The organism is Acinetobacter sp. WU_MDCI_Abxe161, assembly GCF_025514355.1.
In the GTDB taxonomy this organism is placed as follows: Bacteria; Pseudomonadota; Gammaproteobacteria; order Pseudomonadales; family Moraxellaceae; genus Acinetobacter; species Acinetobacter pittii_E.
This window is the reverse complement of the sequence record NZ_JAHPTU010000006.1, coordinates 87,757-105,871: the sequence shown is the minus strand read 5'-3', so window position 1 is coordinate 105,871 and position 18,115 is coordinate 87,757. Positions and strand designations below refer to the sequence as shown.

At 40.4% G+C, this 18,115-nt stretch carries 13 protein-coding genes, 1 pseudogene and 1 riboswitch; of the genes and pseudogenes, 11 read left to right on the top strand and 3 right to left on the bottom strand.

Annotated elements, in window-relative coordinates:
- Nucleotides 1-36 precede the first annotated feature (36 nt).
- Nucleotides 37-939 carry a UDP-3-O-acyl-N-acetylglucosamine deacetylase gene (gene lpxC / locus KTI78_RS08845; protein ID WP_224992168.1) on the top strand — a complete coding sequence of 301 codons (903 nt, stop codon included), beginning with the start codon at nt 37-39 and terminating at the stop codon, nt 937-939.
- Nucleotides 940-1,036: 97 nt separating this feature from the next.
- On the opposite strand, the gene KTI78_RS08840 is transcribed toward lpxC, so the two are convergent.
- The gene (locus KTI78_RS08840; protein WP_079284272.1) at nt 1,037-1,483 is read right to left on the bottom strand and encodes a DciA family protein; all 447 of its coding nucleotides are present in this window, start codon (nt 1,481-1,483) and stop codon (nt 1,037-1,039) included.
- 100 nt (nt 1,484-1,583) lie between these two features.
- On the opposite strand from KTI78_RS08840, the gene KTI78_RS08835 reads away from it, so the two are divergent.
- The 5 genes from KTI78_RS08835 (at nt 1,584) to KTI78_RS08815 (ending at nt 8,463) form a co-directional block, all read left to right on the top strand.
- Nucleotides 1,584-2,276 carry a M23 family metallopeptidase gene (locus KTI78_RS08835; protein ID WP_224992167.1) on the top strand — a complete coding sequence of 231 codons (693 nt, stop codon included), beginning with the start codon at nt 1,584-1,586 and terminating at the stop codon, nt 2,274-2,276.
- A 249-nt stretch (nt 2,277-2,525) separates the two neighbouring features.
- Nucleotides 2,526-5,243, top strand: a complete 2,718-nt coding sequence (gene aceE, locus KTI78_RS08830; RefSeq protein ID WP_104080033.1) for a pyruvate dehydrogenase (acetyl-transferring), homodimeric type — start codon at nt 2,526-2,528, stop codon at nt 5,241-5,243.
- Nucleotides 5,244-5,245: 2 nt separating this feature from the next.
- Nucleotides 5,246-7,231: a 2-oxo acid dehydrogenase subunit E2 gene (locus tag KTI78_RS08825; RefSeq protein ID WP_262445840.1), complete on the top strand. Its 1,986-nt coding sequence runs from the start codon at nt 5,246-5,248 to the stop codon at nt 7,229-7,231.
- Between the two features lie 148 nt (nt 7,232-7,379).
- Complete coding sequence (locus KTI78_RS08820) at nt 7,380-7,658, top strand: hypothetical protein (RefSeq protein WP_262445839.1); 279 nt, start codon at nt 7,380-7,382, stop codon at nt 7,656-7,658.
- 28 nt (nt 7,659-7,686) lie between these two features.
- Nucleotides 7,687-7,872, top strand: a riboswitch (yybP-ykoY riboswitch).
- A gap of 15 nt (nt 7,873-7,887) precedes the next feature.
- Nucleotides 7,888-8,463 (top strand): TMEM165/GDT1 family protein, encoded by a 576-nt coding sequence (locus KTI78_RS08815; protein ID WP_239967084.1) that lies wholly within the window; start codon nt 7,888-7,890, stop codon nt 8,461-8,463.
- A 58-nt stretch (nt 8,464-8,521) separates the two neighbouring features.
- Here the strand turns inward: KTI78_RS08815 and KTI78_RS08810 are convergent, their stop codons facing one another.
- Nucleotides 8,522-10,678 (bottom strand): TonB-dependent siderophore receptor, encoded by a 2,157-nt coding sequence (locus KTI78_RS08810; RefSeq protein WP_262445838.1) that lies wholly within the window; start codon nt 10,676-10,678, stop codon nt 8,522-8,524.
- Between the two features lie 227 nt (nt 10,679-10,905).
- On the opposite strand from KTI78_RS08810, the pseudogene KTI78_RS08805 reads away from it, so the two are divergent.
- The 5 genes and pseudogenes from KTI78_RS08805 (at nt 10,906) to recJ (ending at nt 17,227) form a co-directional block, all read left to right on the top strand.
- A pseudogene (locus KTI78_RS08805) lies at nt 10,906-11,703 on the top strand (MBL fold metallo-hydrolase).
- A gap of 202 nt (nt 11,704-11,905) precedes the next feature.
- Nucleotides 11,906-13,372, top strand: coding sequence for an IMP dehydrogenase (gene guaB, locus KTI78_RS08800; RefSeq protein ID WP_016143775.1), 1,467 nt, complete (start codon nt 11,906-11,908; stop codon nt 13,370-13,372).
- Between the two features lie 149 nt (nt 13,373-13,521).
- On the top strand, nt 13,522-14,859 hold the full coding sequence (glmM, locus tag KTI78_RS08795; RefSeq protein ID WP_262445837.1) for a phosphoglucosamine mutase: 1,338 nt from the start codon (nt 13,522-13,524) through the stop codon (nt 14,857-14,859).
- Nucleotides 14,860-14,869: 10 nt separating this feature from the next.
- Entirely contained in the window at nt 14,870-15,526 is a 657-nt protein-coding gene (gene pdxH / locus KTI78_RS08790) for a pyridoxamine 5'-phosphate oxidase (RefSeq protein WP_239966986.1), read from the top strand.
- Nucleotides 15,527-17,227 (top strand): single-stranded-DNA-specific exonuclease RecJ, encoded by a 1,701-nt coding sequence (gene recJ / locus KTI78_RS08785; protein WP_262445836.1) that lies wholly within the window; start codon nt 15,527-15,529, stop codon nt 17,225-17,227.
- A 45-nt stretch (nt 17,228-17,272) separates the two neighbouring features.
- On the opposite strand, the gene KTI78_RS08780 is transcribed toward recJ, so the two are convergent.
- Nucleotides 17,273-18,040 carry a putative porin gene (locus KTI78_RS08780; protein ID WP_016142769.1) on the bottom strand — a complete coding sequence of 256 codons (768 nt, stop codon included), beginning with the start codon at nt 18,038-18,040 and terminating at the stop codon, nt 17,273-17,275.
- Nucleotides 18,041-18,115 lie beyond the last annotated feature (75 nt).

Below are 18,115 nucleotides of genomic sequence, written 5' to 3'. Positions count from 1 at the left end.
TAACGTATAGCGGTTTTAAAAAAGAAGTTACAAAGCATGGTGAAACAACGTACTCTCAGTCGTGTGGTAAAAGCGAGTGGAATAGGTCTTCATAGCGGTCAAAAAGTGATGATCAATTTCATTCCACATACCGTGGATGGAGGTATTGTATTTCGCCGTATCGATTTGGATCCACCGGTTGATATCCCTGCCAATGCATTATTGATTCAAGAAGCTTTTATGTGCTCCAATTTAGTCACTGGAGATATAAAAGTGGGAACAATTGAGCATGTAATGAGTGCAATTGCAGGTTTAGGAATTGATAACCTGATTGTTGAAGTATCTGCGTCCGAAGTTCCGATTATGGACGGAAGTGCTGGTCCATTTATTTATCTTTTAATGCAAGGTGGATTGCGTGAACTGGATGCACCGAAAAAATTTATAAAAATATTAAAACCAGTTGAAGCACTCATTGATGATAAAAAAGCAATTTTTAGCCCGCATAATGGTTTTCAATTAAATTTCACAATCGATTTTGACCATCCTGCATTTGCAAAAGAATATCAATCTGCAACGATCGACTTTTCGACAGAAACTTTTGTTTATGAAGTTAGTGAAGCACGTACGTTTGGTTTCATGAAAGACCTAGACTACCTGAAAGCAAACAATTTAGCGCTAGGCGCAAGTTTGGATAATGCGATTGGTGTAGATGATACAGGGGTTGTCAATGAAGAAGGCTTACGCTTCGCCGATGAATTTGTCAGACATAAGATTTTAGATGCAGTAGGTGATTTGTATTTGCTTGGTCATCAAATTATTGCCAAGTTCGATGGCTATAAATCAGGACATGCTTTAAATAATCAGCTGTTACGCAATGTTCAAAGTGATCCGAGTAATTATGAAATTGTAACATTTGATGACGAGAATCAGTGTCCAATTCCATATGTCAGCGTGACATAAGTCATTGTCTTTACTTGGCTACGTTATAATGTAACATTTAAAAGTGTGATTATAATCACATAACAAGAACGATTCTAATTAAGAAATAGAAAGCTGATCATTTTTTATTGCTTGCCAAACGTAGTAAAGCTTGGCTAAGCTTAGGGTCGCTCACGAAGTCGGCTGCACTACGTAACATTTCTTGTGTTTCCGGGGGGATGGGTTTAGATGGCTCAGATGAGGGTGCATTGGGAATATTTTTATTTCTCAATCGAACCTGAATTCTTTGTAAGTCTTTTAACCCTTCAAGCTGAGATAATTTAGATACATATTGGTTCTGTAAGTAACTGAGTTGACTGATCATCGCTTGATTTTCACCAGTAATGATTAAAGAACCATTTTGATAACACACGACCTGCCATTGTTCCGGTTGGGGCAATAAGGGTTGGATAATTTTCGTAAGTCTTTGCCATTGCGCGACTTGCGTTGTTAGAAACGTAAGGTTTCCTGTTTTTATGTGTTTTCCGGTTTGTTGAAAAACGTTATCGGGTTTAGACATGTTCATTCTCGGATGGATTCTTGTCTTAATCTTAAGCGTTCATTTCAATCGATATCAAGGAAGAGATCATAAGGAACTTGAGTAAGAACAGTTTCAAGAGGTTTTTATGCACACGCGTCGTATTTTATTAGCGTTTTCACTTGCCGCTTCGGCAGCATCAGTTGCTTTTGCAGATTATCAAACAATTAACCAATCTACTGACTCAGATCGATTGGAACAGCTATCAAAAACATTATCTCAAGGTTCATATACTCATCCTGACGATTTAGATCTTCCGGCGAGTGCGAAAGTTTCAGTGACCTTACGCCAAAAAACAGTTGAACTCAACAATGAGTCGCTTGCAAAGAAGTACGGTAATGCGACTGCAAAGAATTCTTTTAATACCTCTTCTTCAACTTCTTACTCTTGGTTAGTTTCTCATCCTCTTCCTGATACTGTACGAGTTTCTTCAAACTTTGGTGGTCGCACCATGGGTGGTCGTGCAGAACATCATGGTGGTTTAGATATGGCTGCTCCGAGTGGCACACCAATCTATGCGACAGGTCCAGGTATCGTAACCAAATCTGGTTGGGGCACTGGCTATGGTCAATATGTTGAAATTAACCATGGCAATGGTTACTTAACGCGTTATGCTCATGCTTCACGTTTAATGGTTCGTGTAGGCGACCAAGTGTCAGCAGGCGAGCATATTGCTAATGTAGGTTGTACAGGTCGTTGTACTGGCCCACATTTACATTATGAAGTAGTAAAAGATGGTCAACGTAAGAACCCAACGACTTACTTAGCGATGCTTCCATAAAAGCATAGTTAAAAAGGTAAGGTTATTAAATTTATGAATCTAAAACTAAGCTAAACCTTTTTTAACGTAAAGATTGTATAAAAAAACGCCATTATTGGCGTTTTTTTGTTATTTTGTTTAATGCTCGGTCAATGACTATTCATTCAGAAAATAATAGAGCCCCCTCACATTCACCCGAGGCAATAACTTGAAAGGGGTAAAACGTGGTAAAAATACAAAGTAGATTAGAGAACAAGGAACAGGTGAATTATGGCGTTTTACGGTGACTCCGACGCACAAGAAACCCAAGAATGGCAAGATGCATTCGATTCAGTTTTACAACATATGGGAACTGAACGAGCGGCATTCTTGTTGGAAAAACTTTACCAACAAGCAATTGCTAAGCATGTTCCAATTCAACGTCTCAATACACCTTACTTAAATACAATTTCTGTTGAAGAACAACCTGCAATGCCAGGCGACCAAGATATGGAACGCCGTATTCGTGCATTGATTCGTTGGAATGCCTTAGCAATGGTACTTCGTGCGAATAAAACAGGTGATGATTTAGGTGGACACTTGGCGAGCTTCGCATCAAGTGCAACATTATATGACGTAGGTTTTAACCATTTCTTCCGCGCAAACAGCAATAATTTTGGCGGAGATATGATTTATTACCAAGGACACTGTGCTCCTGGTATTTATGCACGTTCATTCCTTGAAGGACGTTTAACTGAAGAACAGTTAAGCAATTTCCGCCGTGAAGTTGGCGGTAACGGTTTACCAAGCTATCCACATCCATATTTAATGCCTGACTATTGGCAATTCCCAACCGTATCAATGGGTCTTGGTCCAATCATGTCGATTTATCAAGCACACATTCAAAAATATTTGATGAACCGTGGCTTGATCAAAGAAGAAGACCGTAAAGTTTGGGCTTATCTTGGCGATGGTGAGATGGACGAGCCAGAAAGTACTGGTGCGATTTCGCTTGCTGGCCGTGAAAAGCTTGATAACCTTATTTGGGTTGTTAACTGTAACTTACAGCGTCTAGATGGTCCTGTACGTGGTAACGGTAAAATTATTCAAGAGTTAGAATCTTTATTCCGTGGTGCGGGCTGGCGTGTAATTAAAGTTGTATGGGGCCGTCATTGGGATCCACTTCTTGCAAAAGACACCTCAGGCGCTTTAAAAGCGGTAATGGAAGAAACAGTTGATGGTGAGTACCAACGCTACCAAGTAAAAGGTGGTGCATATACACGTGAGAAATTCTTTGGCAAGTACCCAGAAGCTGCGGAACTTGTAAAAGATTTAAGCGATGAAGACATCGATAATCTCAACCGTGGTGGTCACGACCCTTACAAAGTTTTTGCTGCATATGCAGAAGCAATGAAAGCCAAAGGTCAACCAACAGTTATTCTTGCGAAAACTGTTAAAGGTTACGGCTTGTCTGAAGAAATTGAAGCGGTGAACAAAACTCACCAAATCAAAAAAATGCAGATCGACTCTTTGAAATATGTACGTGACCGTTTCAACCTTCCATTTACAGACGATAAGTTAGAAGAGCTTCCATTCTATCGCCCAAGTGAAAACTCTCCAGAAATGAAGTATATGAAGGCGCGTCGTGAAGCATTAGGTGGCTACTTACCTGCACGTCGTCGTGAGAGTGAAACTTTAGCGATTCCTGAATTATCTGTATTTGATGCTGTATTAAATGGTTCAGGTGGTAAAGAACAATCTACCACTATGGTAATGGTTCGTTTAATTGCTTCTTTACTCAAAGAAAAAGCGATTAAAGACCGCGTAGTACCAATCGTTCCAGATGAAGCACGTACTTTTGGTCTAGAAGGTATGTTCCGTCAGCTCGGTATCTATGCCGCTCACGGTCAAAAATATACGCCTGAAGACCAAGAACAGCTAATGCATTACCGTGAAGCAAGTGACGGTCACATGCTTCAAGAAGGGATTAACGAAGCTGGTGCGATGAGTGCATGGGCTGCGTTGGCAACAAGTTATTCAACAAATAACTTGCCGATGATTCCAATGTACATGTATTACTCAATGTTTGGTTTCCAACGTATTGGTGACATTGCATGGGCAGCTGGTGATGCGCAAGCTCAAGGTTTCTTGTTAGGTGCGACTGCTGGTCGTACAACATTGAACGGTGAAGGTTTACAGCACCAAGATGGTCATTCGCATATCTTGGCGAACACGATTCCAAACTGTGTATCTTATGATCCATGTTTTGGTTATGAGTTAGCTGTAATCGTACATGACGGTTTAAAACGTATGTATGTGAACCAAGAGCGTGTGTTCTACTACTTAACTGTAATGAATGAAAACTACGAGCATCCTGCAATGCCTGAAGGCGCTGAGGAAGGCATTAAACGTGGTATGTACTTGTTCGAAAAAGATGAAAAAGCAACTGTCCAATTGCTTGGTTCAGGTGTGATTCTTCGTGAAGTGATCAAGGCGGCGAAAATCTTACGTGATGAATACCAAATCCATTCAAACGTTTGGAGTGTAACAAGCTTCAATGAGTTGTCACGTGATGGTATGGCATGTGAAGAATACAACCGTTTACACCCACTTTCTGAAGAAGTGAAAGAATCATGGGTATCTAAACAGTTACGTGGTACAGAAGGTATCGTTGTTTCAGCAACTGACCATATGCGTGCTTATAGCGAACAAATCCGTGCTTATCTTCCAGATGGTCGTCCATTTGTTGCATTAGGTACAGATGGATATGGTCGTTCAGATACACGTGCTAACTTACGTAGTTTCTTTGGTGTTGATGCTGCACATATCGTTGTTGCTACTTTGAAAAAATTAGCTGACGAAGGTGAAGTAGATGCACGTTTGGTTAAAGACGCAATTTCTAACTTTGAGTTAGATACTGATCGTCCTGTGGCATGGGCTCCTCAAGCGCATCCAGAAGTTCAAGCAGTTGCTGAATATAATGAAACACAAACAGGTGAGGGGAACTAAGCATGCAAATTAAGACCCCTGATATTGGTGTAGATAAAGCAGTTGTTGCTGAAATTTTAGTAAAAGTTGGCGATAGCATTGCCGAAAATGACAGCCTTGTTTTGCTTGAGTCAGATAAAGCCTCTGTTGAAGTGCCTAGCACTTCAGCAGGTGTAGTAAAAAGCATCTTAATCAAAGAAGGTGATAGCGTAACTGAAGGTACGGTATTGCTTGAACTTGAAGCTGAGGGAGCTGCACCTGCAGCTCAAGCAGAAGACGCTCCAAAACCTGCACCAGCAGCTGAACAAACTGCAGCGCCAGCAGCGGCACAACAGTCTCCAAGTGCTGCTCAACCAGCAATTGCAACCACTAGCCAAGTGGTTGAAGTTCAAGTTCCCGATATTGGTGTTGAAAAAGCACTTGTTGGTGAAATTTTAGTAAAAGTTGGTGAGCAAATCGATGTTGAGCAAAGCATCGTTGTGGTTGAGTCTGACAAAGCAACTGTAGAAGTACCAAGCAGTGTTGCGGGTACTGTAGAAAGCATTCAAGTTAAAGAAGGCGATACAGTTAAAGAAGGCGTGGTTCTCATTCAAGTGAAAACAACGTCTACATCTAGTGCACCGGCTGAATCTGCTCCTACAACAGCAGCTCCAGCGGCTGCACCTGCACCAGCTCAGCAAGAAACTGTAGCATCGACTGCTACTCAATCCGGACCAGTTGATATTAATGTTCCTGATTTGGGTGTAGATAAAGCCGTTGTTGCTGAAATATTGGTTCAGGTTGGTGACAAGGTTGATGTAGATCAAAGCCTTGTTGTTGTTGAGTCAGATAAAGCAACTGTGGAAGTTCCAAGTACTGTTGCGGGTGTTGTGAAAGCAATTCACTTGCAAGCAGGCCAACAAGTTTCACAAGGTGTATTGCTTGCAACAATTGAAGCTGAAGGCCAAGCACCTGCTGCTGCACCAGCGGCAAAAGCAGAAGCAGCTCCAGCTCCACAGGCAGCAGCGCCTAAAGCGGCGGCTCCTGCTCCGACTCAAGCAGTATCTGCTCCAGCCTCTTCTGGTAATGATAAATTAACCAAAGAACAAGAAGCTGAAAACGCTAAAGTGTATGCAGGCCCTGCTGTGCGTAAGCTTGCTCGTGAGCTTGGTGTAGTTTTATCTCAAGTTAAAACTTCTGGTGAACATGGTCGTGTTGTTAAAGAAGATATCTTTGCATATGTGAAGACTCGTTTAACTGCGCCACAAGCTGCCCCAGTTGCTGCGGCTGCTCCAGCGGTTTCGGGCCTACCAAAGCTTCCTGACTTTACTGCGTTTGGTGGTGTAGAAGAAAAAGTACTGACGCGTTTGCAGCAAGTATCAATTCCGCAATTGTCGTTGAACAACTTTATTCCACAGGTAACTCAGTTTGACCTTGCTGATATTACTGAGTTAGAAGATTGGCGTAATGAGCTAAAAGGCAACTTCAAAAAAGAAGGTATCAGCCTGACGATTATGGCATTCATTATCAAAGCGGTTGCGTATTTGTTGAAAGAAGAGCGTGAGTTCGCAGGTCATCTATCTGATGACGGTAAATCAGTGCTCTTGCGCAATGAAATCCATATGGGTATTGCTGTTGCAACATCTGATGGTTTAACTGTGCCAGTACTTCGTAACCCAGACCAAAAATCAATTAAGCAAATTGCAGTTGAATTGGGTGTGTTAGGTCAAAAAGCACGTGATAAGAAATTAACACCAAAAGACTTACAAGGTGCGAATTTCACCATTTCAAGTTTGGGCGCAATAGGTGGTACAGCATTTACACCACTTGTGAACTGGCCACAAGTTGCAATTTTAGGTATTTCACCTGCAACAATGCAGCCTGTTTGGAATGGTAAAGACTTTGACCCACGCTTAATGTTGCCATTGTCGTTGTCTTATGACCACCGTGTGATTAATGGTGCAGATGCTGCTCGCTTTACTAATAAACTTACGAAACTGCTTAAAGATATTCGTACTTTATTGATCTAATATTTTGAAATGAATCATTAAAACCTCGCTTCGGCGGGGTTTTATTTTGATATTTAATTTAATTGATTTTAGGTTAATCTAAAGCCCAGTATTGAATGATCGAGAGAAAGGAGAAATTTCTCGTTATTAAGCAAAGGAGAAATACTAAATGACGGGTTTTTTAAAAATCATGGTACCCATCCTATTGATTGTATTTTTATTGATGGGGGTATGGGTGAGTCTTTTACACTTTCCTTGGGAATGGATGACCTATGTTGCAATGGGTTTGGAAGTGTTTGTGGCCATGCTTATTTTGCCATTTGAATTTCAATCACAGCACGTAACTGGCATCAATAATTTCGGATTTATTAACTTAAGTATTTGTTTAGCTTTGCTATTGGGTTTAGGTCGATTGTTGGTTTGGGCATGGATAAAATTTTTTATTTGAAAAATAGAATTGCTCGAATATAATGAGCACATACTTCATTGGGGAGTAGCCGCTATTCATTTCCGAATGAATAGGTGATGATCAACATAATTGTTCAACAGAACATGGTCATCATAGCTTAAACGTCTCATCGTTTCTGAGTTGGCAAGACCTTTGATTTACCACTCTGCAGATATTTGGCTAGCAGGAGGGGTAGGTCATGGGCATTTATGCTAGCCAGAGAAACGACATGCAAGAATTTCTGATTTCTACCTCAATTGTTGCCCTCGCTGAAATGGGCGATAAAACGCAACTATTGGCCCTTTTACTGTCTGCACGTTTTCGTAAGCCAATCCCTATTCTCATTGCGATTCTTTTAGCAACTCTAATCAACCATGGTATTTCTGCTGTACTTGGACAGTGGATTACAACCGTGCTGAGTCCCGAAATTTTAGTCTGGGTACTTGCAGCTGGCTTTATTGGTATGGCGTTCTGGATGCTTATTCCGGATGAGCTGGATGATGAAACAGCAAGTATTAATAAATGGCAAAAATTTGGTGTTTTTGGTGCAACCTTTATTTTGTTTTTCTTAGCTGAAATTGGTGATAAAACCCAAATTGCAACAGTGGCTTTGGCTGCTCGCTACGACAGCATTTTTTGGGTGATGTTGGGTACAACTTTAGGGATGATGATTGCCAATGCGCCAGCTGTGTTTATTGGTAATAAATTAGCGGAACGTTTATCTATTTCGCTCATTCATAAAGTTGGTGCTGTTATTTTCTTAATTGTTGGTATCTCTACGTTGGTACAACATTATTTTTTCTAAGTAATTTTAAGATTGTATAAAAAACGCACTCAATTCGAGTGCGTTTTTTTAGTGAAGTTTAATAGTTAAATTTCACGGTGAAGTTAATTTGACGTGGATTGCCTAGAGTTACCATATTTTCATTTAAGGCACCTGCGTAATAATCTTTATCGAATAAATTACGGATTGCAAGTTGAGCACCCCAGTGTCCTGCATCGTAGCCAGCTTCTGTATCAAATACGGTATAACCAGGAATATGGACATCTAGCTTATCCATAGTTTTATATGTTTCGCCTCGGAATCCACCGCCAACATACCAACCAATTTTTGATGCAGGGTCAAACTTATAACGAGCAGACAGGCTGTAAGCATGCTCAGGAATGTTATCTAGTGCTTTGCTGACATTGCTTGAGTTCGCATCTTTACTAATTTCAGCATCTGCGGTGTAAGTATAGGTTGCCGTTAATTTTAAGCCATCTAATACATCTGCATTTAACTCAGTCTCAATACCACGAGTTAATTGTTCACCGCGCTGTATTTTGAAAGTAGTATCTGTAGGGTCGTTGACTAAAACATTTTGACGTTTTAAATCATACCAAGCAATGCTACCTTGTATCCGCTGATCAGGACTTTGCAGTTTCATCCCGACTTCGACCTGTTTACCTTCTTCAGGTTTGAACGGATTATTATTTACATCAGTACCACTGTTAGGTGTAAATGAAGTGGCATAGCTGACATAAGGGGCAACAATGTCATTAAGGGTATACATGACAGAGGCGCTACCCGTAAATGCATTGTCTGATTGTTTACTAGCACTACTTGTAACTAAGCTTGTGCTTTGGGTTTGTGTCCAGTCTTGGCGTCCTGATAAGCTTAAAATTAATTGGTCATTGAGTTGAATGCGATCACGTAAATAAAGCCCTAAATATTTGAGACGGTTGATGTCACGAACATTTTGCGTCAATTTCACATTTTGATCGTAAACAGGGTTATAAATATTTAAATCGCCAATGTCGTATTTATCATTGGTGTAATCACTTTTTTCCTGAAAAGCATCTACTCCAATACTAACGTCGTGTTGCATACCATATAAATCAAACTGTTTATTTAAACGGTTATCGATGGCAAAGCTCAAATTATCAATAATTTGATGGCGGCTATTGTTTTTACGGCTAATGGTTGTGTAGTCGATTTCACCTTGTTTGTTTTTTGCCCAGAAATTTGTGCCTGTACGAGCAAAAACCGCTTTACCATCCACTTCGGTTTTTTGCACGGCAAAATTCTGGTTAAAGTTCCAACCGTTATCAAAAGCGTGTTTAAAGGTATAACCTGTGCGGTAAACATCTGCCTCATATTTACCGAAGTTAGGATCGCCAATATATAAACTTCGGTCTATAGCGCCGTTAGGATTATCTTTTAATGTACCAATGACGGGTAAACCTTGCTGACGAATATATTCGCGGTGCTGATAGCTTGCGATTACAGAGAGGTCAGTGTTATCTCCTAAGTCAAAGTTATAAGAAGGGGAGATATAGAAATTTTTAAAATAGACATAATCTGTCGGATCATCTTGATCAGAGATACGTCCATTTAAACGAAAAGCCCCTTTTTCACTATTATTAGGACTATAGTTTAAGTCGAATGTACCTTCTTTTAAGTTATAGCTGCCATAAGTCATACTGGCCCGAGCAAAGTTTTCTGCTTCAGGTCGTTTAGTGACTAAATTCACCATGCCGCCTGGTGCAACCAAACCGAAATTAATAGAGGCAGGGCCTTTTAAAACTTGGACCTGATCCATACCCGATAGTTCAGTGGCAACGTAAGTATTTTGTCCAACTCTTAAACCATCTATATAAACTGAATCGGAAGAGGTCTGCCCTCGAATAACAAAATCATCCCAACCACGACGGCCAAGTTTTCCAGCTTCCACACCTGCAATACCTTCAAGTGCATCTGCTAGAGTTCTAGCTTGTTTTTGGTCGAGCTGCTCGCGGGTCACTACTGAAACCGACTGAGTAGTTTTAAATAAGGGCACATCTGATTTTAAGGCAGAGGTTGCTTTTGTTGCGACATAAGGTGAAGAGCTTTCTTTTTGTGCTTGAACAGAAATTGTGGGTAGGACATTGGTTGAATTTCCTTGTTCTGTTATTTCTTCAGCATGACTTGCTGTCATCGAAGTAAAAATAGCAACTGCTAACAATGTTTTTGAAGTCGAAAAACGGAAGGGTTGAGTCATGGGAGGCCTAAACAGCACAAAAAGTAAATTTGATAATGAGAATTATTTTAATTTATTGCGAGTTAATTTTAAATAACATTATGATTCATTTCTAAAATAAGAAAATCTAAACCCATTTTAAAATATTATGAGAAAAATCAAACAATTCATTGCAAGAATTATAGAATCCCATTATTTTATTATGGATATAAAAATATCTAATATTTAAAGCTTTTTTGGGGAATTGTATGGGGTTTGAAAAAACAACGTCGCAGATATTATTTGATAATGGCGTACATAAATGTATTAGTTTTACCAGTTTGGTCAAAGGGGAAGGTATCCAAGCCAATCAATTTTTAATTATTGACCATGAACGAGCTGCTGTAATCGACCCGGGTGGCGACTTGACCTATGTTCCATTAACGATGGAATTAAATAAATATACACGTTTGAAAAATTTGGACTATGTGATGGCTTCGCATCAGGATCCGGACATTATTACTTCAATGCCGCGTTGGTTAGTCTATACCGATGCTAAAGTCGTGGCGTCAAAATTATGGGCACGATTTTTACCGCATCTAAATTCCTCATTTATGAGTGAGCGTATGAAAGGTAATTGGGAGGACCGTCTTATTGAATTGCCTGACTGTGGCCAAGTGATTCAATTGGGCGAGTCAAAGCTTGTGGTGGTTCCTGCACATTTTCTACATTCGGTAGGTAATTTCCAGTTTTATGATCCAATCGCTAAAATTTTATTTTCGGGTGATATGGGAGCATCTATTGTTGAGGATGCTAATCAACCTTTAAAAGATTTCGATACACATATCATGAAAATGAAAGCCTTTCACCAACGTTATATGTGCTCCAATAAAGTTATACGTTTATGGGTCAATATGGTCCGGCAGATGGATATTGAAATGATTATTCCACAGCATGGCAGCCCGTTTATTGGTAAACAAATGGTTAAGTAATTTTTAGACTGGATTGAAACATTACCTTGTGGTGTTGATTTAATGACGGAACAAGTTTTTAGTTGTCCTGCATAAATCTAAATATTATTTCTAATAATTAACCCAGATGAAGTTCTGGGTTATAAAAAGATAAAAGCTAAAAATAGAGCTAAAAGTATAATTAAGCGGGAATTATTTAGTACAGGCCGATATCTATTGCTGAAAAAGGCAAAGATAATATGAAAATTGCATTGAAATTTGTTTATAATAGCTCACGGAATTTACCAGTGAGATTGTTATGCTGACCATCGTTCAAGAAGCGCTAACCTTCGATGATGTCTTATTACTTCCTGCCTACTCTACTGTTCTCCCAAAAGATGTCTCTTTAAAGACACGTTTAACTCGCGGCATTCATTTAAATATCCCATTAGTTTCAGCTGCAATGGATACAGTGACTGAGTCACGTATGGCGATTGCTATGTCACAAAATGGTGGTATCGGGATTTTGCACAAAAACATGGATATTGCTGCTCAAGCTGCAGAAGTACGCCGTGTGAAAAAATTCGAAGCGGGTATGGTGAAAGATCCTATCACTGTAACGCCTGAAACTACAGTACGTGAACTGATTGCAATTACCAGCGCTAATAACATTAGCGGTGTACCTGTTGTTAAAGACGGCAAGGTTGTTGGTATTGTGACAGGTCGTGATACGCGTTTTGAAACCAATTTAGAACAACCTGTTAGCAACATCATGACAGGCCAAGATCGTTTAGTCACTGTACGTGAAGGCGAGTCTAAAGAAAATATTCAAGCATTATTGCAAAAACACCGTATTGAAAAAGTCTTGGTCGTTGGTGAGAGCAACGAACTCAAAGGCTTAATTACAGTAACTGACTTCCGCAAAGCTGAGAGCTATCCAAATAGTTGTAAAGATGATCTTGGCCGTTTACGTGTTGGTGCTGCGGTAGGTACAGGGGCTGATACACCAAGTCGTGTGGAAGCATTGGTTGAAGCTGGTGTTGACGTAATTGTTGTTGATACAGCACATGGTCACTCTGCTGGTGTAATTGAACGTGTACGTTGGGTGAAACAAAACTTCCCTCAAGTACAAGTGATTGGTGGCAACATTGCAACTGGTGATGCTGCATTAGCATTATTAGATGCAGGTGCAGATGCTGTAAAAGTTGGTATTGGCCCTGGTTCTATCTGTACCACACGTATTGTGGCGGGTATTGGTATGCCACAAATTTCTGCGATTGACAGCGTTGCTAACGCACTGAAAGATCAAATTCCTTTAATTGCAGATGGCGGTATCCGTTTCTCTGGCGATATGGCTAAAGCGATCGGTGCGGGTGCAAGTACGATCATGGTTGGTTCATTACTTGCGGGTACTGAAGAAGCGCCGGGCGAAGTTGAGTTTTTCCAAGGCCGTTACTACAAAGCATATCGTGGTATGGGTTCATTAGGTGCAATGGCGGGAGCAACTGGTTCTGCTGACCGTTATTTCCAAGACTCAAAAGCGGGTGCTGAAAAGTTAGTACCAGAAGGCATTGAAGGCCGTGTTCCATATAAAGGCCCAATGGGTAATATCGTTCATCAAATGATGGGTGGTTTACGTTCATCGATGGGTTATACAGGTTCATCGGTAATTGAAGATCTTCGTCAAAATGCGAAATTTGTGAAAATTACTTCAGCGGGCATGTCTGAGTCACATGTTCACGATGTAACGATTACTAAAGAAGCTCCAAACTATCGTGTTGGTTAGATTTTGGTAACCAAAACAACGAAGAAAGCCGTCATTACACTGACGGCTTTTTGTTTTTGGTGTAAAGTAAATCTGACGAAAAGAAATATGGCGGAATTGCCATATATGAAGTAAGCCACGGTTGAAGTGGCGTAAGAATGAGATAAGCTATGAGTTATTTTGGAACGGATGGTATTCGTGGAAAATTTGGGCAAATGCCTATTACTCCAGAGTTTGCTTTAAAACTCGGTTTTGCTGCAGGGAAGGTATTAAAACGAACGAGTCCGAAAAATAAGCCACTCGTTGTATTAGGAAAAGACACTCGTTTATCTGGTTATATTTTAGAGTCTGCTTTACAGGCAGGTTTGAACGCTGCTGGCGTGTATGTTCATTTACTTGGTCCATTACCAACACCAGCAATTGCACACCTTACCCGTGCTTTACATGCCCATGCAGGTATTGTTATCTCTGCATCGCATAACCCATATTTTGATAATGGTATTAAATTTTTCTCAAGCGAAGGCAAAAAATTACCAGATTCGTTGCAAGAAGAAATTAACCTTGAATTAGAAAAAGATTTATTAATTGAGGATACTGCAAACTTAGGTAAAAGTGTTCGCGTAACTGATGCAAACGGTCGCTATATCGAATTTTGTAAATCTACTTTCCCTTACCACTTTGAATTAAATAATTTAAAGATCGTATTGGACTGTGCTCATGGTGCTGCATATAGTGTTGGACCTTCAGTTTTTCGTGAGTTAGGGGCAAAAGTTGTTGCTTTATATAATGAGCCAGATGGCCTAAATATTAATGAAGGTTGTGGCTCAACTCACCCTGAAAACCTACAAAAAGCAGTAGTTGAACATCAAGCAGATTTAGGGATTGCTTTTGACGGCGATGCTGACCGTGTCGTGATGGTCGATAAGTTTGGTAACTTAATTGATGGCGACCATATTTTATATATTTTAGCGACTCAAGCTCAGAAAAAACCAGCAGGTGTTGTTGGTACTGTCATGAGTAATATGGCACTTGAGGTTGCACTTGAAAAAGCGAATGTTGGCTTTGTACGTGCTAAGGTTGGTGACCGATATGTACTACAAGCTTTAGAAGAAAACGGCTGGGTAACAGGTGGTGAGCCTTCTGGTCATATTCTAACTTTAGACAAGAGTACGACAGGTGATGCGATTATTGCAGCACTTCAAGTTTTAACCGTGATGGTCGAGCAAAATAAAGCTCTTCATGAATTGGTTCAAGACTTTAAACTATTCCCGCAAATTCTTGTGAATGTACGTTTAGAACAAATGCTTGATCCGTATTCAATTCCGGCATTGGTTACTGAATTTGATAAAGCAGAAGAACAACTTAAAGGCCGTGGTCGTATTTTGATTCGTAAATCAGGAACTGAGCCTGTGATTCGTGTCATGGTTGAAGGTGATAACGAGCAAGAAGTGAATGCTTTGGCTGAGCACTTGGCAAATGCGGTTCGTTCACAAGCACAAGTTGCGTAAGGTGCATGACATGAGTGATGTCATTAAAGATTTAAGTGAATTACGCTTAAGTTATGAACAAGGAGAGCTGCATGAGGGGCAGGTTGAATCTAATCCTCATCAGCAGTTTCTAGGTTGGTTTAACCATGCTTTAGCAGCGAATTTACATGAACCCTATGCAATGTCATTAGCAACAGCAGGCGCGAATGGCAGACCCCATGTTCGAACAGTTTTGTTACGGGGGGCCACAGAAGCTGGGTATGATTTTTATACTAACTATGACAGTCAAAAAGGTATAGATTTGGCAGAAAACCCATATGCCGAATTATTATTTTATTGGCCAAGTCTAGAGCGTCAGGTGAGAGTTGGTGGTCGTGTAGTTAAAATTGCTGAGCAAGAATCTACAGATTATTATCTTAAACGGCCCCGTGATAGCCAGATTGCAGCACATATCAGTACTCCACAAAGTGGTAAAATCGAAAGCCGAGAGCTGTTACAGCAACGCTTTCAAGACTTACAACAGCAAGTCGAAAGTCGTGAAGTGCTTGATAAGCCAGAGTTCTGGGGAGGCTATCGTTTGCAACCGGATTATTATGAATTCTGGCAGGGAAGACCAAATCGTTTACATGACCGCTTAAGTTATGAAAAAATCGATGATCAATGGACGCTGCACCGACTGATGCCTTAAATGACAAAAATACAAATCAAACAAAGACCTTTATTAACACGCCCTGAACAGTTTCAGGGCGTGCCTCCGTTTATTGCTGAAATTTTAGCAAGACGTGGAGTGAAATCTGAACAGGAATTAGAGTTAAAACTTAAGAACTTATTAGCTCCACAGCTCAAGGGACTAGAAACCGCTGTGGCATTAATAGATCAAGCCATTGATGAGCAGAAAAAAATTGTTATTGTCGGTGATTATGATGCCGATGGTGCAACCAGCACAGCATTAATGGTATTGGTGCTTCGCGATATGGGAGCACAAGTCGACTATTTGGTTCCAGACCGATTTAAATACGGTTATGGACTTACCCCTGCAATTGCAGAACTTGCACATCAAACATATCAGCCTGACCTACTGATTACTGTTGATAATGGTATTTCCAGTCATACTGGTGTGGATGCCGCGCATGCGCTAGGCATGCAAGTTATTATTACCGATCATCATTTAACGACCAAAGAAACGCCTCTGGCAGAAGCAGTGGTAAATCCTAACCAGTTAGGTTGTGAGTTCCCAAGTAAAGCGCTTGCAGGTGTTGGAGTTGCATTTTATGTGCTGGCTAATTTAGCGAGTTTACGTAGTAAACAAGGTAAAAGTACGAGTAAAGTCACTCAATATTTAGATTTGGTTGCTTTGGGAACTTATGCCGATGTTGCTGTCCTAGATTATAACAACCGCATTTTGGTCGATGCAGGCGTGAAGCGCATTCAGCAACATCAATGCCGAGTTGGAATATTAGCACTGTTAGATATTGCTGGCCGTGAGGCTTCATCTTTGCGCGCACAAGATTTAGGTTTTGTTTTAGGTCCGCGTATTAACGCTGCTGGCCGTATGGAAAGCATGCGCATCGGGATCGAATGCTTGTTGGCAGACTCTATGGAAACTGCCTATCCGATCGCGAGACAATTAAATCAATTAAATATTGAGCGGCGTCAAATCGAAGGGGAGATGAAGCAACAAGCCTTATCTGCTTTAGATAGCTTGCAGCTTTCAAAAGAAGATATTCCTCCAGCTCTTGTACTCTTCGAAGAAAATTGGCATCAAGGTGTGATTGGAATTGTAGCAGGGCGTTTAAAAGAACAGTTTCATCGTCCCACTATTGTGTTTGCACCAGATGAAGACGGTATCCATATTAAGGGGTCTGCACGTTCAATTGACGGTGTACATATAAGAGATACGATTGAACAGGTTGCGGAACAACATCCAGAACTGGTCAGCCATTTTGGCGGTCATGCAGCAGCGGCTGGTTTAACCATACGTAAAGAAAACTTTGAGGCTTTTAAAACAGCGTTTACCAATTGCATTGCAGAAATGGAAGAATCTTTGTTTCAAGCAACTCTCTGGACGGATGGAGAACTCCCTGCTTCTGCCTTACAACTCGATACTTTAGACTGGATAGAACAGCTAGGGCCGTGGGGACAAAAATTCCCTTTTCCGCAATTTGAAGGGTATTTTAAAGTTGTTGATTATCGTTGGCTTAAAGAAGCACATCTCAAACTTAGATTGGCACTAGATCAATATGTTTTTGATGCAATTGCTTTTAATGCCGCAGGCAAATTTGAATTTAACCCTATGCAAGATGAAGTTCATTTGGTCTATGAAATAGACCGAAATGCATTTAATGGTAATGTAAATTTGCAATTGCGCATCATACATTTGAACCAATAAAAAAATCCGCTCAATTGAGCGGATTTTTTATGACTTTAGGCTTGATTAGAAGCGGTATGCTGCACGAACACCATAAGTCTTGTCGTTATCACCGAATCCAACACGACCTTCAACACTTACTTGCTGATTTAAGAATTTTTTAGCATTGATACCAAATTCATCTTTATCAGTTAAGTCGTTGTTGTAGTAATCTGCACCAACACTTAAAGTTTTGTCGATGTAGTAGTCACCACGAACTTTATATTCGTCTAGGTCACCAAACGCGCCATAAGCTTCAAGATTTACGTCATGTTGACCTACTTGAGTTACGTATTTAGCACGTACTGTTGGATCAGCACCGTCTTTACCGTCTTTTTCGTCGTAACCTTTAACACCTAGAGCAAGTAATAAACCAGGAGCTGGTAAATAACCTACTTCAGCTGCATAAGTCGTTACTTTACGGTCAATATTAGTGTTATCAATTTCACGTTCAGTTCTACCTACATCACCGCTAAGGTAGAAATCTGAGTTAGGAACGTAATATTCAACACCTACGCCATATTGAGTATCTTTTGTACCGCTGTTATCGCCATAGTTGATAAGGGCGTTAACGTTACTTGCGCGGCTTAAAAATGCTGCTTCGGCAAGTGGAGCATTACGAGTTTGAACAGGATTAAAGTAATAAGTCCCGTCAACACCGAATTTACTTACGCTGCTACCGTTGTCTGGATCAAGATAATTGTAAGAACCACCAACTTCAGCTTGGTAAGCGTTTGCTGCGCCACTTACTGCAAGAGCAGATAAAAGAGCTGATGCAATTGCTAGTTTTTTCATGGAATCTCTCCCCTCTAAAAAGCGATTTTATAAATGTTTTGTTACAACTTTAAGTCTAGACGAAAAAGCTTGATC